The 23093-nt window shown below is 60.6% G+C and carries 18 protein-coding genes; 5 read left to right on the top strand and 13 right to left on the bottom strand.

Going from position 1 to position 23093, the window contains the following annotated elements; all coding sequences use genetic code 11:
- Window positions 1-108: 108 nt before the first annotated feature.
- From ASU33_RS00105 to ruvX, 9 genes are all read right to left on the bottom strand, one after another.
- Window positions 109-1278, bottom strand: coding sequence for an LLM class flavin-dependent oxidoreductase (locus ASU33_RS00105; RefSeq protein ID WP_059066921.1), 1170 nt, complete (start codon window positions 1276-1278; stop codon window positions 109-111).
- Window positions 1279-1362: 84 nt separating this feature from the next.
- Window positions 1363-2682 (bottom strand): APC family permease, encoded by a 1320-nt coding sequence (locus ASU33_RS00100; RefSeq protein ID WP_059066919.1) that lies wholly within the window; start codon window positions 2680-2682, stop codon window positions 1363-1365.
- A 284-nt stretch (window positions 2683-2966) separates the two neighbouring features.
- A complete protein-coding gene (locus tag ASU33_RS00095) occupies window positions 2967-4772 on the bottom strand; it encodes a M61 family metallopeptidase (RefSeq protein WP_059066917.1) in 1806 nt (601 codons plus the stop codon).
- Between the two features lie 191 nt (window positions 4773-4963).
- Window positions 4964-5620, bottom strand: coding sequence for a hypothetical protein (locus ASU33_RS00090; protein ID WP_059066915.1), 657 nt, complete (start codon window positions 5618-5620; stop codon window positions 4964-4966).
- Between the two features lie 213 nt (window positions 5621-5833).
- A complete protein-coding gene (locus ASU33_RS00085) occupies window positions 5834-8155 on the bottom strand; it encodes a patatin-like phospholipase family protein (protein WP_078062736.1) in 2322 nt (773 codons plus the stop codon).
- A gap of 248 nt (window positions 8156-8403) precedes the next feature.
- Complete coding sequence (locus ASU33_RS00080; protein ID WP_059066911.1) at window positions 8404-8775, bottom strand: DMT family protein; 372 nt, start codon at window positions 8773-8775, stop codon at window positions 8404-8406.
- 106 nt (window positions 8776-8881) lie between these two features.
- Window positions 8882-9883: a zinc dependent phospholipase C family protein gene (locus ASU33_RS00075; RefSeq protein ID WP_286130377.1), complete on the bottom strand. Its 1002-nt coding sequence runs from the start codon at window positions 9881-9883 to the stop codon at window positions 8882-8884.
- A gap of 71 nt (window positions 9884-9954) precedes the next feature.
- Window positions 9955-10542 (bottom strand): peptide deformylase, encoded by a 588-nt coding sequence (def, locus tag ASU33_RS00070; protein WP_059066910.1) that lies wholly within the window; start codon window positions 10540-10542, stop codon window positions 9955-9957.
- Complete coding sequence (gene ruvX, locus ASU33_RS00065; protein WP_059067018.1) at window positions 10539-10955, bottom strand: Holliday junction resolvase RuvX; 417 nt, start codon at window positions 10953-10955, stop codon at window positions 10539-10541. The genes def and ruvX overlap by 4 nt, the downstream gene beginning before the upstream one ends.
- Window positions 10956-11284: 329 nt before the next feature.
- Here ruvX and ASU33_RS00060 point away from each other — a divergent pair, with 329 nt between their 5' ends.
- Complete coding sequence (locus ASU33_RS00060; protein WP_059066908.1) at window positions 11285-12736, top strand: T9SS type A sorting domain-containing protein; 1452 nt, start codon at window positions 11285-11287, stop codon at window positions 12734-12736.
- Between the two features lie 352 nt (window positions 12737-13088).
- Window positions 13089-14774, top strand: coding sequence for a S41 family peptidase (locus ASU33_RS00055; RefSeq protein WP_078062735.1), 1686 nt, complete (start codon window positions 13089-13091; stop codon window positions 14772-14774).
- Between the two features lie 25 nt (window positions 14775-14799).
- On the opposite strand, the gene ASU33_RS00050 is transcribed toward ASU33_RS00055, so the two are convergent.
- Window positions 14800-15552, bottom strand: a complete 753-nt coding sequence (locus tag ASU33_RS00050) for a hypothetical protein (protein ID WP_059066906.1) — start codon at window positions 15550-15552, stop codon at window positions 14800-14802.
- A 209-nt stretch (window positions 15553-15761) separates the two neighbouring features.
- Between ASU33_RS00050 and ASU33_RS00045 the strand changes: the two genes are divergently transcribed.
- The 3 genes from ASU33_RS00045 to ASU33_RS00035 all read left to right on the top strand — a co-directional run bounded on the left by ASU33_RS00045 (window position 15762) and on the right by ASU33_RS00035 (window position 18961).
- Window positions 15762-16967 (top strand): homogentisate 1,2-dioxygenase, encoded by a 1206-nt coding sequence (locus ASU33_RS00045; RefSeq protein WP_059066904.1) that lies wholly within the window; start codon window positions 15762-15764, stop codon window positions 16965-16967.
- Between the two features lie 15 nt (window positions 16968-16982).
- Window positions 16983-18290: a hypothetical protein gene (locus ASU33_RS00040; RefSeq protein WP_059066902.1), complete on the top strand. Its 1308-nt coding sequence runs from the start codon at window positions 16983-16985 to the stop codon at window positions 18288-18290.
- A 140-nt stretch (window positions 18291-18430) separates the two neighbouring features.
- On the top strand, window positions 18431-18961 hold the full coding sequence (locus tag ASU33_RS00035) for a hypothetical protein (protein WP_059066900.1): 531 nt from the start codon (window positions 18431-18433) through the stop codon (window positions 18959-18961).
- Window positions 18962-19057: 96 nt separating this feature from the next.
- Here ASU33_RS00035 and ASU33_RS00030 read toward each other — a convergent pair whose 3' ends face one another.
- From ASU33_RS00030 to carB, 3 genes are all read right to left on the bottom strand, one after another.
- The gene (locus ASU33_RS00030; RefSeq protein ID WP_059066898.1) at window positions 19058-20002 is read right to left on the bottom strand and encodes an N-acetylornithine carbamoyltransferase; all 945 of its coding nucleotides are present in this window, start codon (window positions 20000-20002) and stop codon (window positions 19058-19060) included.
- Window positions 20003-20406: 404 nt separating this feature from the next.
- Window positions 20407-20697 (bottom strand): GIY-YIG nuclease family protein, encoded by a 291-nt coding sequence (locus ASU33_RS00025; protein ID WP_059066896.1) that lies wholly within the window; start codon window positions 20695-20697, stop codon window positions 20407-20409.
- A gap of 257 nt (window positions 20698-20954) precedes the next feature.
- Window positions 20955-23093: carbamoyl-phosphate synthase large subunit (gene carB / locus ASU33_RS00020; protein ID WP_059066894.1), on the bottom strand; the 2139-nt coding region annotated here is incomplete at its 5' end.

Here is a 23093-nt window from a genome sequence, read left to right as displayed (position 1 = left end):
ATCTAGAACTAGTCTGTAACTCTAGCCTTTCAACCACCCCTAACCCACGCCGCTCCAGGCGCGGAATTCATCTGAGGAGGGGAACTAGTACTAGCCTGTAGCATAGCTCTAGCGTAGCGGGGCCGTGGTGAGCGGAGTTACGGGTGTTTCTGCAGGAATGCGGCCTTGCAGTTTGGGCATTGATACGTTGGGCAGGCGCGGCAGCACGTAGCGGGCAAACAGGTTGGCCTCATCAATCAGCGGGTAGCCCGAAAAGATGAAGGCGCGCATCCCCATATCCATATAGCGTTGCAGCTTCTCCACAATCTGGTCGGGGTCGCCTACCAAAGCGCCGCCGGCGCCGGAGCGGGCCTTGCCGATGTCCGTCCAGAGCAACGGCTCCACGAAGCCTTCCTTGTCGGCGTACTCGCGCATCTGGTTCTGGCGGTGCACGCCCAACGACCACGAGTCCTGCGCGCGGCTCTTGATTTCGGCGCCCTTTACCGGGTCGAACTTCGACATCAGGTGCCGGGCGTAGGCGCGGGCTTCGGCTTCGGTTTCGCGTACCACCACGTGAATGCGCAAGCCAAAGTCAATTTGGCGGCCGTAGCGGGCGGCGCGGGCGCTCATGTCCTGCATGGTTTCGTACAGCATTTCCTCCTTCTCGGGCCACATCAGGAACATGTCGCAGTACTTGGCGCACACCTCGCGGGCGCCCTCGGAGGTGCCACCGAAGTACAGCAGCGGACCGCCGTTTTGCTGGTATGGCTTGGCCGGGTCGGCGGCCATATCGAACTGGTACAGCTCGCCTTTGTGCACGATGCGCTCCTGCGTCCAGGCCTGGCGCAGTATCTCGATGGTTTCGGCGCAGCGCTGGTAGCGCAGGGCCGGGTCTTCGCGCAGGCCGGGCAGGTCGGAGTTGATGATGTTGATGGTGAGCCGGCCCTGCAGCATGTGGTCGAGCGAGGCCAGGGCGCGGGCCAGCATAGGCGGGTGAATTTCGCCGGTGCGAATGGCCGTGAGCAGGTTGATGTTTTTGGTTTGCGGGGCAATGCCGGCCGCAAACGTGAGCACATCCTGCCCTACGGTGTAGGAGGTGGGCAGCAGAATGTTGCTGTAGCCTAGGCGGTCGGCTTCCAAGGTGATGTCGGAGCAGTGCTGCCAGGAGCTGCGGCGCTCGTTGTCGAGTACGCTCAGAAACTGGGTGTCGCCGCCGCACAGGTCGTCGAACCAGGCAATTTCGGCCACCCGCGGCTGCGTGCGAATGGCTACGGATTCGATGGGGAGGGAGAGTGGCATAGCTGAAATCGGCCGCGCTGCTGCGGTTGCCCTAGGTGCTTAGCTATTGGCCAACCGGCAAGGCGGAAGTGGATGACAGAAGAGTTAAGGCTTGTTAGAACTTGCAGCGCGGCTGCCGCGGCGCGAAAAGAAATAAAGCACCAGGCCAACAGCGGCGGCAATGAGTACGTCGCGGGCTTCGTCGCCCTTGCTGTTGGAGAGCAGCCAGCCGCACAGCAGCACCGATAAACCGGCTACCACCCAGCCACCGCGCAAATGAAACGGCGCCGGCACCTGGGGCTGCCGCCGGCGCAGCACCGGCAAGGCCGCACAGGTAAGCCCAAAGTAAAACAACCGAATGATGGTGCTCAGGGTGAGGGCGTAGATAAACGTGCCGGTAATGGCCAGCACCAGCTTCAGCACCGCCGAAATAAGCAGCGCCACGTGCGGCGTACGGAAGCGCGGGTGCGTAGCGCCCAACCAGGCGGGTACTTGCTTCTGCTCGGCCAGGGCAAACAGCAGGCGAGGCCCCGTCAGCATCAGGGCGTTGAGGGTACCTAGGGCAGTAAGCAAAGCGGCTACGGCAATGAAGGCGCCGCCAGCCGGACCTAGGAACCGCTGGCTGGCATCGGCCAGGGGGCGCTCCGAGGCGGCCAGGCCGGGCAAGGTGCCGATGCACACCGCCTGCACCAGCCAGAACAGCAGCGCCACCGTGGCAATGGCCGTGAACAACCCAAACGGAATGGTGCGCTGCGGGTCCTTTACTTCGCCCGAGGGTATGGCCGCCACATCGAACCCCGAAAAAGTGAAGATGAGCAGCATGGCCGCCATCGAAAAGTTGGCGTAGGTGGGCGGCGTAGCGAAGGAGTAGGCGTCGAAGTCAACGAAAAACAAGCCGACGCCGGTAAACAGCAGCAGCACCAGCAGCTTGCTTACCGTGAACAGGTTGTTCACCAGCGACGCCGTGTGCACCCCAATCAGGTTGATGGCGGTGAGGGTGCCAATGAGCCCGGTGATGACCAGCGCCCTGGGCCACCCGTGCTCCACCGCCGGCCAGAAGTACGCCGCGTAGCTTACCAGCAGGTTGCAGATGGAAGCAAAGCTTGCCAACCGCGACACCCACAGCAGCCAGCCAACCTCAAACCCCACCAACGGCCCGAAAGCCTCGCGGGCGTAGAGGTATGGCCCGCCGGTGCCGCTAAATCGGCTGCTTACCTCGGCAAAGCACAGAATGATGAGCGTGACCACGGCCGCACTCACCCCGTAGGCTACCAGGCTGTAGGCGCCCACCAGGTTGTAGATTTTGGACGGCAGGCCCAGGATGCCGGCCCCGATGGTGATGTTGATGATCAGGGCCACGAAGTCCCAGCGGCGGATACCCCGGATGAGGCCTGGCTGCACGGCCGGCGCAACGGTATTCGACATGAAAATGGATGCGGAGAGGAAGAGAAGGCGCAGCCGCAAAGCCGCGCAGATACAGGTAGCCTAGGTTGTTGCGGGGCGGCAACAACAACACAGCTGCTTCTCTATCACCTCTTGGGGGCGCATCGCGTGTCGGTAGGTTCGTGGGGCCGGCCTCGCATTAGCGAGGCGGGGCGGCAAAGATAGCCGCGCGTGGCAATTTGAAGTATTGCGCGGCCAAGCTGCGCAAAAAGCAGCAAGCCCCGGCCAAACCAATGGCCGGGGCTTGCTGGCAAGTAGGTGCTGGCCTACAAATTTTTGCTCCAGGCGTCGCGCAGGGCAAGCTGCTGGGGCGTGGCGTTCGGATCCGTAGCGAAATGGTAGCGCTTGATTTCCTCGCGCTCCACCGAGCGGCATCGGATTTTCTTCTCGGCGCCGTCGCGGCGAATGGTTAGCTCCACTTGGTCGCCGGGTTTGCCGCCTTGCATGGCCGTCAGAATATCGCGCATGTTCTGGGGCTGTACTGCAGTGCCGTTGTAAGCTACCAATTGGTCGCCTTGGGCTACTCCGCAGGCTTGCAGCAAGGGGCTTACCTGGCTGAAGCCAATGCCGCCGTTGGCCGTCATGGCGTAACCATTGGCACCCAGCGAGGCCAGCTTGCGGCCGGTGCGCAGCGCAGCATCGTAGCGAATGCCCACCTTGGCGTAGTATTCCTTGAGCGGCAGCGGCTCGGCGTTTTCGACGTAGCGCGTAAAGAAGTCGCGGATTTCGGGGTAAGTCGCCTTCGTGAAGTCGTCGAAGAAGTTTTGCTCGCTTACGGGCTTGCTCGGGCCGTATTGCTTAGCCAGTTCCAACAGTACCTCGCGCAGCCCACGCTTGCCGCCCGATAGCTCCAGCAAACGCAAATCGAGCAGGGAGGCCGTGAGGGCGCCGCGCTGGTAAATGTTGCCGTACTGCTGCTGCCCTTCGTCGGAAAATGAATTCAGCCCTAGGCGCTTGAGCGAGTACGTGGTATCGGCGCGCTCTTGGCTGTAACCCACTTTGTTGCGCAGCGTGGCGAGGTAATCATCCAACGTAATCAGGCCACCGCGCAGCTGCATCATGTGGGCGGCCCACTCGGTGGTGCCCTCGTACAGCCACAGGTGCTGCGAGCCGGTGGGCTGCACAAAGTTGAACCGCTCGATGATTTCGGAGTGGATGTTCAGCGGCGTTACGATGTGGAAGAACTCGTGCGCGGCCATGTCGGTAATGGGTTGCGCCGATTCGGGCGTGAGGGGCCGCTCTTTCAGGGTGTATTCCGAGCTGTAGGAGTGTTCCCAAGCGCCCTGGTCTTGGTCCTCGAAGTGGTACAGGAAGGCGTAGCGCTTCACGGGTAGCTGCACCAAAAAGGCCTGCGCCGCATTCAGCATCTTTTGCATGTAGCCCAGCAGCGGCTCGGCCTGCACCACGTCGGTTTTGGAGTAGGTGTACAGCGCTACTTCGGCATCGCCCAGCTTCGTGCTGGCTTGCGTGAGGCGGCCCAGCAAAATGGGCGAGTCCACGGCGTGGTCGTAGCTGTTGGTGCGGTAGTAGCCTTGCGCATCGGGTACTAGCGCGGTGCCTACTTTCCAATCGGCGGGGTAGTTCAGTTTGATGCGCAGCGGGTTGCCCTGCATGCCCTGCGGGTAGCCAAACACGGTTTGCCCGTTAATCAAGGCGTGGTCGGCCTCCAGCGACGAGCCGCACATGCGGTAAATGCGGTGCTCATTAACCGGCGTATCCCAGGTTTCGGCAATGGTGTAGCGGATTTCGCGCGTTTTGTCGGGCCGCTCCAGCTGCCACTGGTTCGTCGAAACCTGCTTGGCACCTAGGGGCTTGCCCTTGCTGTCGAAGGCCTGAAAGTTGCTCACGAACCGGCCCATGTCCATTACCTGGTAGGTGCCGGGTGCCGTGGAGGCAAACTGGTAAACGGCTTGGTCTTTCTTGAGCTTGGGCAGTTGCAGCCGCACCCGAAACTCGTTGGTTGATACTTTCGGGTCGATGTCGACGGTGTACGTCAGTTCTTTTTGGGCCTGGGCCGTGAGCCCGGCCATGAGCAGCCCGGCCAACAGGCCGTAGCGCAGGGTATATTTCATAGCAGCAAGGTAATAGCAGCAACCTAACGGATGAAAAAACCGGCGCAGCGTTGCTTGGCCCGCGCTAATTGATTGACTTGGCCCTCGCTTATCCTAGGTTCGGCAGCCCGCCCAAAAGCGAAACACCCGAGCTGCGTTGGCAACCCGGGCGTTTCGCTCGTGTGGGCAACGTGGCCCTAGGTGCTCAGGCCTTACGATTTGGCGTAGGGGAACATCTTGGAGCACTTGCGCATAATGGCGTTGATGATGGTGCTGGTATCGGAGCCGAGGCCGCGCGACAGGGCCTTGTCGTACTTCCAAAGCAGCTCGCCCGTGGCGCCGTCGTTGATGCTGATGCTGGTGCGGCCCGAGTTGGTGGGGCCCGATACGCCCACCAGCACGGCCATGGCCACGGCCGCGCCGTCGGAGAGGGGTTTGTCCGTCACGAACGTGCCCGACACCACGCCATCAACCCCGAGCAGCGTGGCCAGCTCTTCCGAGGTTTTGCCGCTGATGTTTTCGGGCGTGATGCCCGCCTTCGAGAGCAGGGAGTTGGTTTTGTTGATGTCCTGGAACGTCACCGTGAAGTTGTCGGAGCTTTGGTGTTTCAGGAAGTAGGTGTGCAGGGCACTCTGCACATTTTTGCCCTCTTGCATTTCTTGCTGGTGCACCTGCTCCTGCGTTACGCCCTTGGGCAGTTTCTTCGTCGTCATGGTAACGGCAAAGGGCAGAATGGCCAGTTGCTTGTGCTTTTGCGCAAGGGTCTTGAACTGCGGGTTCTCGTAAATCTCGCGCGACTGCGCTACGGAGGCGGTGCTGAGAGTGCCGGCGAGCAGGAGGGCGGCGAGGGCAAAGCGGAAAGTTTTCATAGCGAAGGTGGTATGGGGTTCGGTTTCGTCAGCTAAGGTACCCGGTGCCTATGCCCTGGCGCAATCACATAATTTTCACAAGACAAAAAGTTGTAATTCAAAGTTGTGTTAACTATGAGGCGGCCATCCAAATGCCAAACGGCCCTAGGTTCGAATTGAACCTAGGGCCGTTTGGCATTAATGAGCAGGTGCTTTCAGCTACGGGTTGAAGCGCTATTCCAGAGCTCGGCTTTGGAACAGCAGGTAGCCAATGTGCCCAAACACCCCCCAGCGCTTGGCCGAGTCGTCGTAGTGAATAACGTGCACGGCCAGCGGCCCCACGGGCGTTTGGTACACCAGGCCGGTGCTGGCCGTTAGGCGCGGGCGCTCCACCGAAAAGCGGCCGTTGCGTTCGGCTTCCTGGTTGTCGCCCATGCGCAAGGGCTGGTGCCGCACGTGCACATAGGCCTCGGTGCGCCATTCGAGCTTGCCTATTACGCCTTGGTTGAAGCGCAAGCCCGCGGCCACGTAGCGCGCCGAGCGGTAGTTCTCCAAAAACAACGTGCGCGAGTCGGGCAAGGGCGCAAAAATGGGCGCAGCCGTAACCGACGAGCGGTAGTTGTAAAAGCGCGGCTGCCCGCTAATCATCACCTCGCCGAAGTAGCCCCAGCTCTGCTTTTCGTTTTTCAGCGGGAAGAACTGCTCCGTGAAGGCGCGGATCTGCAGCCAGCGTAAGTACCGCTCGCGCTCCTCCTCGATGAGCGAGGTAGTGCCGGGCGTCAGCTGCTCGCGGCCGTACACCAGGCGCGTGGTAAACACCGCCCGGCGGCCGCTGGTAGCGTACTGTTTGCGGTTGAGGGAGTTGCGGGCAAACTGCGCGGCGGCGGTGTAGCCCGTAAAATCGGTTTCGTCGAGGCGGTCGGTGTTCGATATCTCGTTTACATTGGCATATTCATCCTGCCGTGTAAACCAAGCGCCTTCGAGCAAAATGCGGCTGCGGTAGTTCGGGCTGAAGCCCAGTTGCACGCCGGCCTTCAAATCCTGCTGACGCACCTGCGTGCTCACCACGTCGCGCCCCAGCAGGCCCCCGGTTTTCTGGTAGTTCCACTGGTTGTAAATGATGGTCGGCTCGAGGTAGTAGGAGTAGCGTGCCGGCACATTGATGCGAAACGAACCACGCGCCGCGTTGTAGAAGCGGCCGATGTTTACGCTGGCCGAAGCCTGGTACAGAAAGCGCCGTAGGTAGCGGTATTCCAGCCCCAGGTAAAAGTTATCGATGGGGCGCGAGCTCAGCACGAAGCCCACTTCGCCCGAAAGGTTGTTGTTCTGGCGCGCATCCACCTGAAACACGTAGCCCTCGGAGGTGCGGTCGTAGCGGATGCGCGGGTACACGTTCCGGAAAAAGTCGTCGGCTGCGAGGCGGTAGTAGCCCTCCTCGATATCGTCGATGGTGTAGGTGCTGCCGTCGCGCCGGAAAAAGCGCCGCACAAAGGCCGCTTGCTGATCGTTGAGGCCCTGCACCCCCACGCGGGCAAACCGCGGCTGCGGCGCCTGCTGCTGAAAGCCTTGGCGGCGCTTTGCTAGCTCCAGCGTATCCTGCCGGCGCTGAATGCGCTGCAGCGCCTGGGGCAGCTTGGCAGTGGCGGCCTTTTCGCCTAAGTCAATCAGCTCGCGCACCCGGGCAAAGTCGGTAGCCCCAAAGCCCTCCAGGTCGGGCTGAATGAACACGCCATTCTTACCCACGGCCAAGGTGTCGGCCACGTCGGCACCCAGAAACACGATGGAGCCCAGCAGCAGCTCGTCGTCCTTGCCGAAGGGGTACTTCTTGTAGGCCACGTCGCCCACGTTCACCCCAATGATGACATCGGGCTTGAACTCGGAGCGCATCACATCGGTGGGGAAGTTGTTGTAGATGCCGCCATCGAACAGGTAGCGGCCATCGGGGTTGCGAATGGGCCGGAATACCAGCGGCACGGCCATGGAGTTGCGCACCGCATCGGAAATCGAGCCTTCGCGCTGAATTACCTGGTTGCGCGTGAATACCTCGGCAGCCAGGCACCGGAACGGCACAAACAGCTTATCGAAGTTGTAGCCCGAAATGGCCCCGGCCGGCGCCAGCATCTTGGCCAGCACAAAGTTCAGGTTCACGTCGTTGATGAGGTTGGGCGTAACCCGCGTCCGGAACGACGAATCGACGGCCAGCCCCACGTGTAGCGACGAGGGGTTGGGGTCGGCGGTGAGGTAGTTAAAGGTGCGGTCGGCGGGTTGCTTGCCCGATACCCAATACTGAAACTCGGGCTGAATGACAATCTGCTCGATTTCGCGCGGCGAGTACCCGGCCGAGTACAACGCCCCCACCACCGAGCCCATGCTCGTGCCCACGATATAATCGATGGGGATGCCGTTTTGCTCGAGCACCTTCAGCACGCCCACGTGGGCAAGGCCCTTAGCCCCGCCACCCGAAAGTACCACGCCCACCCGTTGGGCGGCGGCGCTGCCAGTCAGAACACAAAAAGAAAGAAGAAAGCCTGCAACGAGGCGTAAAAAGCGAGGCATATACAACAGGAGAGGAAAGGAAGGGCAACGGCCTACCTACGCACGCCTGCGGTCGGGGTTGTTGCCTGTGCCTCTGCTGTTTTAACCTAAACTTATGCGCTGGCTATCATGTAGCTGCTGGATGGTGATTTGCGGCTTACTGTTGGGTTCTTAGCACAAGCAACGAGGCTGTTCATTGAGGTAAAAATATACACTCTGCTTGGTTGAACACTTAAAACAAATGGCTCAGTTGCTCGAACCAGCCTAGCCTACCATTTCTTGAAAATGACATACACCGCCGCTACCAGCAGCACAAAGCCCAGCAGGTGGTTCCAGGCCAGCTTGTCGGATTTGAACACGTACACGGCGCACAGCGTGAACACCGTGAGCGAAATCACCTCCTGAATAACCTTCAGCTGAAACAGGTTGTAGGGGCCGCCGTTGGCCTCGAAGCCGATGCGGTTGGCGGGCACCTGAAACACGTACTCGAAAAATGCCAGCCCCCAGCTGAGCAGCACCACGCCCACGATGCCCGTTTTGGCAAACCACGGCAGCTTCTTGAAGTACAGGTGCCCGTACCAGGCAAACGTCATGAACAGGTTGGAAACGCAGAGCAGGGCAATGGTGAGGAAGGCTTTCATAATCGAATTAGCAGCAGAGGCGGAGCTGTTGAAGCCGCCAAGCAAAGTTCTGTATCCCCTGTCATTTACTTGCCGAACCCTGATAACCTAGGCAGTTGAATTGCGCTTAGTCGACGTGGCCGTGGGTGTCGGTAGCTGGGGCGGTTTGCTCTTGCTGGGCTTGCAAAGCCAGTTGGCGCATCTGGGCTTCGGTGAGGCGGGGCATGTGGTTAAGGTCGGGTTGGCCGGCATCAACCCAACAGGTGTACCAAAACGCCCCCGTGAGCCGCGCGGCCAAGCGCATTTGCCGCTCTACTTGCCCGCTCAGGCGCTGATGGTACTCGCGGCTGAACTCTTGGGAGTACACCCGCGAGGTGTGGCCATTGCGCTCTTCGTAGCTGTACTTGCGGTCGGCGGGTAGCTTGCGCGTCAGCTCGCTCTCGAAACGCAAAACCGAATCGACGGCGGCATTGGAGCGGGCTACGGTTGCCCAAATGGTGCCGGTGGGGTACTCGAGGTAAGGCGCCGGACCAGTAAAGAAATCGTAACCGGTGGCCAGCAGCTCGGGTAGGCGCGACTCCCACAAACCGTGAATGCCGCGCTGGTTGGTAAGTTGGCCGTTGTAATTGCGGGTGGTGTGCAGCGGCACGCAGGCATCGGCAATGTAGTGCCCTAGGTCGGCCGAGAGACTGATGATGCGTTCGGCGTCGCGGGTGCGGAAGGCCTCGGTGAGCTGCCCTTTCATGCGCGCTACGTGCCAGGGCACAATGCCGTGGCGCAAAAGCGAGTCTTCGCCAAAGCGGGCCACGGCATCGGCGTAGGAGCGGGGTAGCTTGTACGCAGCCGAGTCGCCGTACACGTCCAAGTCAATGAAGTGCCGAGGGGCTTCGCCCGCCACCACGGTACGGCGCGAGTCGGGGCGGGTGGCCTGCACCGTGAGGTACTCAATGCGGCTTTTGTAGAACCCGATCATTTCGGGCGGCAGCGTAAACACGGCCAGGCGGTTGATGCTGCGATGCGCAAAAAAGCCCCACGCGTGGCTTTGGGGCTGCGGCGGTAGCAGCCACAGCAAGGCAGTCAGCAGAAAAGGCGAAGCGCGCCGCAGCAGCATAACCATTTGATATGGCACAAAGCAGGAGCCTAAAGAACGCAAAAACGCCCGGCATGGCCGGGCGTTTCAGGCTTAAATCAACCTAGGGTTTAGCGGCCGCGCTGGCCGGCAAAGCGCATACGGTAGTCGGCTTTGGCATCGCCTTTGGCAATACGCATCAGCTTGCTCTTGATCAGCTGCTTTTTGAACGCCGAAATTTTGTCGGTGAACAGCACGCCCTCGAGGTGGTCGTACTCGTGCTGAATTACGCGCGCCGTCATGCCCGAAAAGCCTTCTTCGTGCACTTGGCGGTTTTCGTCTTCGTAGCGGATGATGATATCGGGCTTGCGGAATACCCGTTCGCGCACGCCCGGAATGCTCAGGCAGCCCTCCTCAAAAGGCCACTCTTCGCCGCTTTCCTTGATCATTACGGGGTTGATGAAGGCCCGCTTCACGCCGGTTTCGGCGGGGGCATCGTCGTCCTCGTCGTCATCCACCATCGGCTCCGAATCAATAACGAACAGACGGACGCCTTTGCCGATTTGCGGCGCTGCAAGGCCTACGCCGTGGGCGTAGTACATGGTTTCGTACATATCGGCGATGAGCTTTTGCAGCTCCTCCGCCGAAAAATCGGCCGGGATGTCCTTGGCGCGGGCTTTCAGCACCGGGTCACCGTAGGCAACGATGGGGTAAATCATACAGGGCGAGAGTCAAGAAAAGATTGCAGAATGATGGTGGCGCTTACGCGGTCCACCAAGGCTTTGTCGCGGCGGGCTTTTTGGCCCAGGCCGCCGTCGCGCATGGCTTGGTGCGCCATGCGCGAGGTAAACCGCTCGTCCACCTCGTGCACGGGCACATCGGGCAGCTCGCGGCGCAGCTTACGCACCACGCCCACCACGGCCGAGGTCGAGTCGGTAGCTTCGTTCATCAGCGTGCGCGGCATGCCGATAACGATGCCCGCTAGCTGCTCCTGCTGGTGGTACTTCTTCACGAAAGGGAACAAGTCCTGGCTATGAATCGTGTCGAGCGGCGTGGCAATAAGTTGCAGCGGGTCCGTCACGGCCAGGCCCACGCGCTTGTGGCCGTAATCGATGGCAAGAAGGCGGGCCATAAGGAGCTTGAAAATGAGCCGAAAACAAGCCGTGCCTAGGTGGCGCAGCCGCGGCAAAGATACGGCAGCCGGTTGGCAGTAGGTGCAGCTCGCAAAAGTGGGCGCCGCACCTAGGGCTGGTAGTTGGGTTAATGAACGGCAAACGGTACGGCTCCTATGAGCCGAGAGAGTTGCCGTTCGGTTTTATAAATATTCAATTTATCTAATGCATTTATGGCTTGTAAAAGCGAGTTTTGTCGGGCTGATGTGCTATGCCTTGCCGCAGCCCCGCGGAGCAAGCTGCTTGGGCTTGCTCCGTTTGTATATCGCTCCCGCTCTGTTTTGCCTGCATGAAGCACTTTTTACCCCTCCTTGGTTTGGCCTTATTGGCGCCCGGCGCGGCCTTGGCGCAGCTAACGACCCAAGCTGGAACCACGCTGTACATCGGCGATGGGGCCACGCTGTACTCGGCCGGTGCGGTGCAAAATACCGGCACGCTGGCCCTAGGTGCGGGTACGCTTACGGTGCAAGGCAACCTTACCAACACCGGCACCGTGGTGCCGGGCTCGGGTACGGTAGTGCTCAACGGCGCTGCCGACCAAACTTTGGCCGCTGGCGGGGCCACGCTCTACCGCCTCACCATCGACAAAACCACGGCCGGCCAAAACACCGTGCAAGTGCCCGCCGACCTCACCATCAGCAACCAGCTTACGCTTAGCAACGGCATGGTGCAAACCGCCGCGGCCGCCAAGGTAATTTTGCCCGATGGGGCTACGGTTACGGGCGAGCAAGTGGGCCGCTACGTACAGGGCAACCTGCAAATCAGCCGCGCCGTGAGCGGCAGCACCGCCGTCGATTTTGGGCCCGGCTTGCGCATCAACCCTCGTGGGCAAAACCTAGGTGCTGTAATTGCTACCCGCGCGGCGGGGCTGCAAACCATGCACACCAGCTACGCCGTGCACCCGCAAAACGCCGCTCTAAAGGGCATCGACCAGATCTGGAGCATACAGCCCACGCAGCAACCCACCGCGCCTGTGCAACTTACCCTCGGCTGGCTCTCCGACAACGACAACCAGATTACCGACTTCAGCAAAGCCGTAGCCTGGCGCGAAACCAGCCCCAACGCCAATCGGTGGGAGGCCGTTGGGGCCGCCAGCAATGCCACGGCCACGCGCAGCATTAGCGTTGATGCCACGCAGTTTTCGCGCTGGACGGTTTCGACGGCGCAAAACCCCTTGCCAGTTGAGCTGATCAGTTTTACGGCCGAGCGCCGCAACGATGCCGCTTGGCTGCGGTGGGCCACAGCCACGGAGCGCAACAACAACCGCTTCGAGGTAGAGGGTAGCGCCGACGGCAGCACTTTTCAGCACCTGGGCACCGTGGCCGGGGCCGGCAACCGCACCCAGCGCACCGAGTACCAGTACACCGATGCCCGCCTGCTTAACTACGGCGCCGAGCTGGTGTACTACCGCCTGCGCCAGATTGATGCCGATGGTACCGAGCACCTTTCGCCGGTGCGCACCGTGCGGGTGGGTGCGCTAGCAACCTTTGCCGCTGTGGCGTGGCCGCTGCCTTTCGGTGCCGATGGGCTGACGCTGCAGGTACGCACGCCTGTGCCGGGCCCCGCTACCCTGGTGGTATCCGATGCCCTAGGTCGGAAGGTGCTGCAACAACAAGCACAGCTGGCAGTAGGCACCTCCGAAGTTGAGGTGGTAGGCGCGGGCAAATTGGCCGCGGGCACCTACGTGCTCGTGCTGCAGCAAGGTGCGCAGGTAAGCCGCCTGAAGTTAGTGCGGCAATAGCCGCCACGGCGGTACCACCCCGGCGCCCAGGCTTGCTCACCAAGTCTGGGAGTTGTCGCTTTTGTGCCGTTTTGAGCCCAACAGGCTCGAATGCCCGAGGTTACGGAAATGTGCTATTTCGTGGCTGCTCCTCAGCTTGAGTCGGTGTCTCAGCACCTAGGGTATTTTTACTTATAGTTACGGGTTAATGCGGTTGAATTTGCGTTTATATAATGTTAATTTGTCTTTTTATTAGAAAATAAGAATGTCTGCATCTGCTACCCCGTTGTCTTGGAATAGTTGTAGTATTTTTGAGTAGTATCCGTTGGCTTACCCGTCGCTTATTGCTCACATTTACCCGCTCCACTAACAGATGAAACTCGCTTCAGGGCTCGAAGCCTCTCAGCCTGTTGTGGCCGCGCGTAAGCGAAGCGTGTGGGCGCGTTGGCGGCAGCCCATACTGTTGAGCGCAGCATTGGCTTGCGGTGTGCTCTTGGGTGCCAACCCGTTTCGGCCTTCGGAGCAAAACCCCGACGCCACCGCGCGTGGGTACCTTAAGTTCAAGGAAATCCTGAGCTACGTCGACCGCGAGTACGTCGATTCGGTTAACGCCGAGGAGCTATCGGACTACGCCATCAAGCGCCTGCTCGAGCGCCTCGATCCGCACTCCACCTACATTCCGGCCAAAGAGCAACAGCAGGCCGCTGCTTTCTTGCAGAGCGACTACGATGGGGTAGGGGTGGAGTTTAACCTGTTTCGCGACACGGTAACGGTGGTATCGCCGCTGAGCGGCGGGCCCGCCGAGCAAGCCGGCATGCAGCCAGGCGACCGGATTTTGGCCGTGGATGGCCAGAATGTATCGGGCCAGCACTACACCACCGATCACGTATTTGCCCGCTTGCGGGGCCCACGTGGCAGCACCGTGCGCTTGCTGTTGCTGCGCCGCGGCCAAACGCGGCCCATGATGTTTGCCCTCACGCGCAACCGTATCCCGAATAGCTCAGTTGATGTGGCTTACCTCATCGATGAGCAAACGGGCTATATCAAAGTCAGCCGCTTTGCTGCTGGCACCTACGACGAGTTTAAGGCGGCCCTAGGTCGGCTGCGCCGCGAGGGAATGGAGAAGCTGGTGCTCGACCTGCGCGGCAACCCCGGCGGCTACCTCGACCGCGCTACCAAAGTGGCCGACGAGTTTATTGCCGGTACGCGCAAAATCGTGTACACCGATGGCAAAGGCGACCAATACGACAGCCAAACGTTTTCGCGCGTGTTGGGCGAGTTTGAGGACGGGCAGCTAGTAGTACTCGTCGACGAAGGCAGCGCCTCGGCCTCCGAGGTATTGGCCGGCGCCCTGCAAGACCACGACCGCGCCTTGCTGGTGGGCCGCCGCACCTTTGGCAAAGGCTTGGTGCAGCAGCCCATTACCCTCAACGATGGCTCGGAGCTGCGCCTGACCATTGCGCGCTACTACACGCCCTCGGGCCGCTCCATCCAGAAGCCCTACCGCAACGGCGTGGCTGCCTACGACCGGGAGCTGCAGGAGCGTTACGCCCGCGGCGAAGCCTTTCACGCCGATAGCGTGCATTTCGCGCCCGAGCTGCGCTTCCGTACCTCGCACGGGCGCACCGTGTACGGCGGCGGCGGCATTATGCCCGATTTGTTTGTGCCGCGCGATACCCTCGTAAACAACCGCTACTACGCTCGCCTGCAAGCGGCCAACGTGGTGCGCGAGTTTGCCCTAAACCTGTATCAGCAGCACCGCCCCGAGCTGGAGCAAATGACGCAGCAGCAGTTTGCGCGCACTTTCGAGGTAAGCGACGTGCAGCTGCAAGCCTTGGCCGCCCGCGGTGCGCAGGATGGCGTACGCACCGATGCCGCGAGCCTGCGCCGCAGCGCTGCCGCCTTGCGTGTGCAGCTGAAAGCCCTCGTGGCTCGCAGCGCCTACGGCAAGGATGCCTACTACGCCGTAATGCGCGACCAGGACCTAGAGCTGCAGCAGGCCCTGCGTGCTCTGCAAAACGGCAGCACCAAGCTGGCGCTTAAGCAGCCAAGCGAATAAATATTGCTTGTTGAATACAGGCTGTTTAGGCCCGCACCGCTACGGGCGCAGCTTCGGACTCGGTAATCAGCTGAGTGCCTTTGGAGATGGTTACGTTGGCATCAATACTGGGCAAGTAGGGCAGCATTAGCAGCAACAACATCAGGGCCAAGAGGCTGTGCACCCAAATTAGGCCCGGCGTACCCATAAACCACACATCGGCCAAGGTGCCGCGCTCGAGCAAGCCGTTCATCAGCTGAAACAGGTAGCCGAACTCGAACAGCAGCGGTGCCACGCAAAGGCCTGCTACCCACAGCCATGCGCGGCGGTTACCGATGCGCCGCAGGGCCACTATCAGTGGAATGCCACCTAGGGCGAACACCACGGCGGTGGCAATGCCGCGGTACAAGGCGTAAGCTTCGCTGCTGCCTGCCAGTGCGCGCACCAGCGTTAGCTCGTCGCCGCCGCCCATGGCCACCGTGAGCAGGCGCGCAAACGGCAGGTTGGCAAACAGCAGCGTTAAGCCCAGGCCGCGCCGCACCGGGTTAGCCGAGCGTAGGCCCCACATGCCGAGCCACATCATGGCGTACGAGAACAGCGGCCCCGCAGCGCTGGCCAAAAAGCCTAGCTCGGGGTTGCTGCACTGGACGCAGGTTTCCCATACGTTGAAGTCGCGCGGGCCGTAGCAGCCGCACACCAGGCCGGCCACCGTGAGGTGCGCCAGCTCGTGCAGTTCCGTAAACACCAGCGTGCAGAGCAGAAACGCAACAACGTAAGGCAAGCGTAGGCGTAGCGTCATGGCTGAAAGCGGTATGTGAGCGAAAGAATAGCGGCAATACTCAGGCAATTAAGCACGCAGGCAGGGCGGGCGCCATAGCACAATCATGTGAATGCCCGTGAATGGCAGCGGCAGCCAAAGCCGGAGCGTATTCATCGGTCGGCGGGCCTTTTTCGTACCTTCACGGCTACCCAATCTGCTCGTATTCCCACCCAGTTTCTCATCTGCTTATGCCGTATTACACCCGCCTAGGTCAGATTCCGCGCAAGCGCCACACCCAGTTCCGTCAGCCCGATGGCTCGCTCTACTCCGAGCAGCTGGTGGGCACGCTGGGCTTCTCGGGCTTGTCGTCGCTGCTGTACCATAAAAACCCGCCCACTCAGATTAAGCGCGTGGGCGAGCCGCAGCCTTTCAGCCCCAAGCTGCTGAAGGACCGCCCGCTGCAGCCCACGCACTTGCGTACGCTGCCCCAAACCAGCACCGGCACCGACTACCTAGGCGCCCGCCAAACCCTGCTGGCCAACGCCGATGTGGCCCTGAGCATCTGCAACCCCTCGCAGACGCGCATGGACTACTACTACAAAAACGCCTTGGCCGACGAGGTCATCTTCGTGCACGAGGGCCGCGGCGAGCTGTGGAGCCAGCTGGGTAAAGTCGCGTTCGAGCCTGGCGACTACGTGGTGATTCCGCGCACCATCATTCACCAGTTTCACTTCGAAGAAGGGCCCGTGCGGCTGCTCGTCATCGAGTCGTTCAGCCCCGTCGAAACCTGCCGCCGCTACCGCAACCACTTCGGGCAGCTGCTCGAGCACTCGCCTTACTGCGAGCGGGATATCCGGCCGCCGCACGAGCTGGTAACCGAAGACGACGACCGCGGCGAGTACCGCGTGCTGGTAAAGCGCGAAGGCGCCCTGCACGAGCTAGTTTATGCCCACACGCCTTTTGATGTGGTTGGCTGGGACGGGTACTTTTTTCCGTACGCCATGAGCATCCACGATTTCGAGCCGATTACGGGCCGCATTCACCAGCCGCCACCCGTGCACCAGCAGTTCGAGGCTCACAACTTCGTGATCTGCTCCTTTGTGCCGCGCCTGTTCGACTACCACCCCGAGGCCATTCCGGCGCCCTACAACCACAGCAACGTCGACTCCGACGAGGTGCTGTACTACGTGGCCGGCAACTTCATGTCGCGCCGCGGCGTCGATCTGGCTTCGTTTACCTTGCACCCCTCGGGGCTGCCACACGGCCCTCACCCGGGCACCGTGGAGGCCAGCATCGGCAAAAAGGAAACCCACGAGCTGGCTGTAATGGTCGACACCTTCCGCCCGCTCTACCTCACCGAAACGGCCCTTCAGTACGAAGACACCGGCTACCCCATGAGCTGGAACCCCGATTACCCACACGCCGGCCCCAAACCGGCCGACATGATGGATTAACCCAGAGTGCATAGTATGTCACAATCAAATGTACCGGACGCTGCCACCGCAGCGTCCGGTACTATTATCGGCCCGGCACAAGCCACCGACGAAGCCAGCAAGCCGGGCATCTTTTGGCGCTACTTGCTGGTGCCCGCCTTGTATACTGCCAGCATGGTGCTGCTGGCGGCTGTGCTGCTGCCCTACCTAGGGGCACAGCCCATTACCGCGCGCGGACTGCAAGAATGGGATGCCGAGCATTACCTGTTCATCTGCAACCAGGGCTACGACCTCATCCGAACGGCTTTCTTCCCGGCATTTCCGCTGCTTTGGCGTGCTACGGGGCTGGGTACGGTTGGCATATGCGTGCTCAACCTAGGGCTCTTTGTGCTGGCGTTTGCGGCCTTGGCCCGAGCGTGGCGCCTCCCGGTGGGGCAACAGCTGCTCGCGCTATCAATACCGTCGATGTTTTTCATGGGCGTGGCTTACAGCGAGGCCCTGTTTTTTGTAGGTGGCGCGGCAACGCTAATCGGGTGGCGCCAACAGCAAATGCCATTGGCGTGGGCAGGCCTGCTACTGTGTAGCTGCACGCGCTCGGTAGCATTCATGTTTGTCCCGGCCTTGCTGCTCACTGCTTGGCTGTTGCGTCATCAGGGCGCTCGGTTGGTATGGCGGCAAGCCCTAGGTGGAGTGCTGGCTTCGGTTGCAGGCATGCTAATTAGCTTATGGGTGCACTACCGCGACACCGGTATCTGGCTGGCATTCGTGCGGGCTCAGCGCGAAGGATGGAACAACCACCTGCAGGTGCCCGCGTGGCCCTTGTCTAGCTGGGGTGGCGATACGATGACCCGCTACGAGTCGCTGGCGCTGCTGGTGGCCGTTGCCTGCGCTTTATACCTTGCTTACTTGTTGTTGCAACCCAGCAAAGCGGCCTCACTGCCTTTTGGGGTGATATTCTCGATGCTTTATATAGCGGGCGTGGCTACCATTACCGTGGCTACCAAAGGAGGCATTATGGCTAGCCTCAGCCGCTATGCATTTGCCTCGCCATTCTTTGTGGTGCTGCTTGGGTGGGTGCTCGGCCAGGTACGTTTGGATTGCAAGCGTTTGCTTTGGGTGTGGCTGGCCGCCGAAGTATGCTGGTTGGGGCTTTTCCGGACCTACGGTCACGTCCGGACGCTGACTGCTTATTTATTGCTTGGCTTGGCCGCCATGGTGGTGCTGGCTACGGCGAGTACCCACCCCCGCGTGCGCCAAGCAGCGTTGGTGCTTAGCATAGCGGGCAACAGTGCGCTGCTTTTGTGGTTGTTGCAGCGCTTTATTGTGCGCGAATGGGCCGGCTAGCAAATGGTTTTGCTGCCGGCGCGACATGGCATTTAATTATTGCCTTGTAGTACTCCGGAACGAAAATTGCTCGGTGCCCCGTTTCTGCCAAACCAGCGGAAACGGGGCACCGTATTTTCGCCCATTCTTCTTCACCTGCCATGAGAAATTTCCTCCTGCTCTTCGCTGCTGCGCTGCTCATCGGGGCGGCTGCCTGCAAAAAACTCGATAAGATCCTCACCTTCACCATCGAAGACTCGCAGAACATCCGGGTTGCCGGTAGCAACCTGCCCTTCGGCTCGGTTATTCCGGTGGCGCCGGTTTCGGTTACCACCAAGTCAGAAGACCGTTTCCGCAACGAAGACACCCGCGCCGACCTGGTAAAGGACGTAAGCCTTACCAAACTCACGCTCACCATCACCGACCCCAACACCGCCAACTTCGACTTCCTCGAAAGCATCACCATCTACATCAGCACCGACCAGAACGACCGCGTGCCCCTGGCCTCTCTTAGCTCAATTCCGCGTGGCGTGCGCACCATCGATCTGCAGCCCAGCGGCGCCAAGCTCGATAAGTACATCAAGGCTTCGAGCTACACCCTCACTACCGAAGCACGCATCCGGGCGGCCGTAACGCAGGACATCACCATGCGCGCCGATTCCAAATTTAAGGTAACCGCCGACCCGCTTTAGGACACTAGCACCTAGGCGCAGCGCGCTGCCATGTACCAAACAAGAAAGCCGGACCTAGGTCCGGCTTTCTTGTTTTCAGCAGTAGGATAGAAGCGGCTACTTCAGCATTTCGTGCAGCACCGTTTGCATCGAGAATACGCGGTTGCCAGCCTCCTGCACCACCAAGGAGTTGGGCGAGTCGAGCACGGCGTCCGAAACTTCCACGTTGCGGCGCACGGGCAGGCAGTGGATGAATTTCGCGTTGTTGGTCAGGGCCATGTGGCGGGCGTCCACCATCCAGCTCGGGTCCTGGGTGATGGCCTGCCCGTAGTTGCGGTAGCTGCTCCAGTTCTTGGCGTACACGTAGTCGGCGCCTTCCAGGGCCTTGGCTTGGTCGTACTCGATGCGGGCGCCCTTGGTAAACTGCTCGGCCAGCTCGTAGCCTTCGGGGTGGGTGATGACGAAGTCTACCCAGTCTACCTCCGAGAACCAGTCGGCAAAGGAGTTGGGCACGCATTGGGGCAGGGCGCGCACATGCGGGGCCCAGGTCAAGACCACTTTCACGCGCTCGGTCTGCTTGGTTTCGGCCACGGTGATGAGGTCGGCGAAGCTTTGCAGCGGGTGCAGGGTGGCGCTTTCCAGGCTGATGACGGGCACGGTGGCGTACTGCAGAATCTTATTGAAGACCACCTCGTTGTAGTCCTCGTCGCGGTCCTTGAGGCCGGGGAAGGTGCGCACGCCCAACACGTCGCAGTACTGGCTCATCACGGCAATGGCTTCCTTGATGTGCTCCTGCGTGCTGCCGTTCATCACCGCGCCGTCGGCCATTTCCAGGGTCCAAGAGTCGGCGCCGGCGTTGAGCACCCAGGCTTGCGCCCCTAGGTTGTAGGCCGCCTTGATGGAGCTGAGCCGGGTGCGCAGGCTGGGGTTGAAGAAAATCAGCCCGACGGTCTTGTTCTTGCCTAGCTGCTGGTAGCCGAAGGGGTTCTGCTTAATCTCCAGCGCCTGTTGCAGCAGGGCGCGGTAGTCCGGTACGTCGGCGAACGAGGTGAATTTTTTCATGAGGTGGTTCTACGGTATTTCAGAACGGCAGACAGAAAAGGCCGTCATGCTGAGCTTGTCGAAGCATCTCTACCGCTTCGTTGGTCTAATCACAAAGGCCGATTATCTAGTATAGCATGACGTTTACGAGAGGAATGTTGTGCTCCTGAATGGATTTAATTCCAAGAATTAATCGGCTTAAGCATTCATCCCTGTTGTGGATTTTACCATAACAGAATGCATACTCTTTGTCGTCAACTGTAAGCTTAAAACAATAGCTGTTGACGCTTCGAGAATTTGTATACTCCGTTATTTGAAAAGTGTGTATTCCTTTTGTGTCAAATGCCAAAGAGGGCTTTTGACTGTCGAAAGCCTTGCGTGATCTGTAAACTCTTACCTCAGACATAACAACGATTGTTGGTTGCTTAACCGTCCCACGTTTCCAAATCAATAGCCTGCCACGTTGGATTGAACGCGGCAATCAGCGCGTCCTTCTTTTGCCGCGTCCAGCCTTTCAACTGCTTTTCCCGCGCAATGGCCTGCTTGGCATCCGGGCACTGCTCGAAATACACCAGTAAGTCCGCTTGGTAGCGGCCGGTGAACTTATTTGCGTCGCCGCGGCCCTGGCTGTGCTCATAAAGGCGGCGGGCCAGGTCGTTGGTGACGCCGATATAGAGTACGGTTTGGGTCGGGTTGGTCAGGATGTAGACGTACATGCGGCTACGTTACGCAGAACCGCCGAAACTTTAGAACGTCATGCTGAGCTTGTCGAAGCATCTCTACTGGGGTCGTCCTCACGAGAGGAGTTACTATCAGTAAAGATGCTTCGGCTTCGCTCAGCATGACGTTCTGGTTTCAGTCGGTCAGCGCTGACGCCATACAACGAAGCAGTAGAGATGCTTCGACAAGCTCAGCATGACGACAGACGGCCTTTTCCGGCTGACGTGCTTTCTTTTCGAATGTCAGCGGCCAACTACGCCTCTACTGCCTGCGCCTTGAACTCCTTCCAGCTCTTGATGCTCAAATCCTGCAGCTTCAGCGTAGTGAAGGCGTGGATGAAGGCTTTGGCCAGGCGGGCGTTGGTGATGAGCGGGATGTTGAAGTCGACGGCCGTGCGGCGGATTTTGTAGTCGTTGTCCAGCTCGCCCTTGGTCGTGTTCTTCGGGATGTTAATGACCAGGTCGATTTTCCGCTCGCGCAGGTAGGTCAGGGCGTTGGGCTCCTGCAGCTCGTCGGGCCAGTAGACCAGGGAGCTGGGCACGCCGTTTTCGGCGAAGAAGCTGTGCGTGCCGTGCGTGGCGTAGATGGTGTACCCGCGCTGCACCAGCACCTGGGCCGATTCCAGCAGGGCCACTTTGGACGTCAGCGGGCCGCTGGACATCAGCACCGTTTTCTCCGGAATGCGGTAGCCCACCGACAGCAGGGACTTCAGCAGCGCTTCCTCGGCCGTGTCACCCAGGCAGCCCACTTCGCCGGTGCTCGTCATGTCCACGCGCAGCACCGGGTCGGCGCCCTGCAGGCGGGTAAAGGAGAACTGCGAGGCCTTCACGCCCACGAAGGGCAGGTCGTACACCAACTCGCTCGCGTCGCGCTCCACGGGCAGGCCCAGCAGCACTTTCGTGGCCTTCTTAATCAGGTTGTTGCCCGATACCTTGCTCACGAACGGGAAGCTGCGGGAGGCGCGCAGGTTGCACTCGATGACGCGGATTTCGCGGTTTTTCTCTAGGAACTGGATGTTGAACGGCCCGCTGATCTGGAACCGCCGGGCAATCTTCTCGGCAATGACCTTGAGCTTGCGCACCGTGCCCACGTACACGCGCTGCGGCGGGTAGTACATGGTGGCATCACCCGAGTGCACGCCGGCAAACTCCACGTGCTCCGAAATGGCGTACGACACGATTTCGCCCTTGTCGGCCACCGCGTCCAGCTCGATTTCCTTGGCATCCTGGATGAACTGCGACACCACCACCGGGTACTCGGCGCTGACCTCGGCGGCCAGCTTCAGGTACTCCTCAAGCTCCTGCCGGTTCGATACCACGTTCATGGCCGCACCCGACAGCACGTAGCTCGGCCGGATCAGCACCGGGAAGCCGACTTCCTTCACGAAGCCGTAGATGGCCTCCATCGTGGTCAACTCGCTCCAGCGCGGCTGAGCAATGCCCAGCTCGTCCATGATGCTGCTGAACTTGTGGCGGTTTTCGGCCTCGTCGATGCGGGCGGCGGCGGTGCCCAGGATGGGCGCGCCGGCCTGCTCCAGGCGGGTGGCAATGTTGTTCGGAATCTGCCCGCCGGTGCTCAGAATCACGCCCTGCGGCGCCTCAAAGTCCAGGATGTCCATCACCCGCTCGTAGCTCAGTTCCTCGAAGTACAGGCGGTCTGACACGTCGTAGTCGGTGCTTACGGTTTCGGGGTTGTAGTTGATGATGATGGACTTGTAGCCCTCCTCGTTCACCGTCTGGGCCGCATTCACGCCGCACCAGTCAAACTCCACCGACGAGCCGATACGGTACACGCCCGAGCCCAGCACCACCACCGACTTGTCGGTTTCCGGCGCCAGGTCGTTTTCGGTGCCGTGGTAGGTCAGGTAGAGGTAGTTGGTCTGGGCCGGGAATTCGGCCGCCAGCGTGTCGATTTGCTTCACGACGGGCAGCACGCCCAGGGCCTTGCGGCGGGCGCGCACCAGCATTTCGTTGGCCTTCACCTCGGCCGGGCCGAGCAATTGCACGGCCAATTGCTGGTCCGAGAAGCCCGACTTTTTGGCCTGGCGCAGCAGGTCGGTGTCGAGGGCGTCGAGGCCGCCCTCGTGGCGCTTCTCACCGAGCTGCAGGCTCAGCTGGTAGATGCCGTAGAGGCGCTGCAAAAACCACCGGTCGATGCGCGTCAGCTCGTACACGCGCTCCACGTCGTAGCCGGCCTGGAAGGCCTCGTTGATGGCGAAGATGCGCTCCTCGTTCGGCTCGCTCAGCAGCCGGTCGAGGTCCGCCAGGTCGATGGGCTCGGGCTTGTTGGCCACGAAGCCGCGCCGGCCGGTGTCGAGCATGCGCAGGCCCTTTTGCACGGCTTCCTCGAAGGTTTTGCCGATGGCCATAACCTCGCCCACGCYCTTCATGGC

It is taken from the genome of Solirubrum puertoriconensis (assembly GCF_001483135.1).
In the GTDB taxonomy this organism is placed as follows: Bacteria; Bacteroidota; Bacteroidia; order Cytophagales; family Hymenobacteraceae; genus Solirubrum; species Solirubrum puertoriconensis.
The sequence above is the reverse complement of the archived record's forward strand: the minus strand, read 5'-3'. Positions and strand labels throughout refer to the sequence as shown.

Excerpts from the sequence above, each read along its gene's own strand:
- ASU33_RS00025 (WP_059066896.1), bottom strand. The coding sequence starts at position 20,697 with ATGTACGTCTACATCCTGACCAACCCGACCCAAACCGTACTCTATATC.
- ruvX (WP_059067018.1), bottom strand. The coding sequence starts at position 10,955 with ATGGCCCGCCTTCTTGCCATCGATTACGGCCACAAGCGCGTGGGCCTG.
- ASU33_RS00105 (WP_059066921.1), bottom strand. The coding sequence starts at position 1,278 with ATGCCACTCTCCCTCCCCATCGAATCCGTAGCCATTCGCACGCAGCCG.
- ASU33_RS00040 (WP_059066902.1), top strand. The coding sequence starts at position 16,983 with ATGTCACAATCAAATGTACCGGACGCTGCCACCGCAGCGTCCGGTACT.
- ASU33_RS00080 (WP_059066911.1), bottom strand. The coding sequence starts at position 8,775 with ATGAAAGCCTTCCTCACCATTGCCCTGCTCTGCGTTTCCAACCTGTTC.
- ASU33_RS00045 (WP_059066904.1), top strand. The coding sequence starts at position 15,762 with ATGCCGTATTACACCCGCCTAGGTCAGATTCCGCGCAAGCGCCACACC.
- ASU33_RS00050 (WP_059066906.1), bottom strand. The coding sequence starts at position 15,552 with ATGACGCTACGCCTACGCTTGCCTTACGTTGTTGCGTTTCTGCTCTGC.
- ASU33_RS00030 (WP_059066898.1), bottom strand. The coding sequence starts at position 20,002 with ATGAAAAAATTCACCTCGTTCGCCGACGTACCGGACTACCGCGCCCTG.
- ASU33_RS00100 (WP_059066919.1), bottom strand. The coding sequence starts at position 2,682 with ATGTCGAATACCGTTGCGCCGGCCGTGCAGCCAGGCCTCATCCGGGGT.
- ASU33_RS00085 (WP_078062736.1), bottom strand. The coding sequence starts at position 8,155 with ATGCCTCGCTTTTTACGCCTCGTTGCAGGCTTTCTTCTTTCTTTTTGT.
- ASU33_RS00060 (WP_059066908.1), top strand. The coding sequence starts at position 11,285 with ATGAAGCACTTTTTACCCCTCCTTGGTTTGGCCTTATTGGCGCCCGGC.
- def (WP_059066910.1), bottom strand. The coding sequence starts at position 10,542 with ATGATTTACCCCATCGTTGCCTACGGTGACCCGGTGCTGAAAGCCCGC.
- ASU33_RS00090 (WP_059066915.1), bottom strand. The coding sequence starts at position 5,620 with ATGAAAACTTTCCGCTTTGCCCTCGCCGCCCTCCTGCTCGCCGGCACT.
- ASU33_RS00035 (WP_059066900.1), top strand. The coding sequence starts at position 18,431 with ATGAGAAATTTCCTCCTGCTCTTCGCTGCTGCGCTGCTCATCGGGGCG.
- ASU33_RS00055 (WP_078062735.1), top strand. The coding sequence starts at position 13,089 with ATGAAACTCGCTTCAGGGCTCGAAGCCTCTCAGCCTGTTGTGGCCGCG.
- ASU33_RS00095 (WP_059066917.1), bottom strand. The coding sequence starts at position 4,772 with ATGAAATATACCCTGCGCTACGGCCTGTTGGCCGGGCTGCTCATGGCC.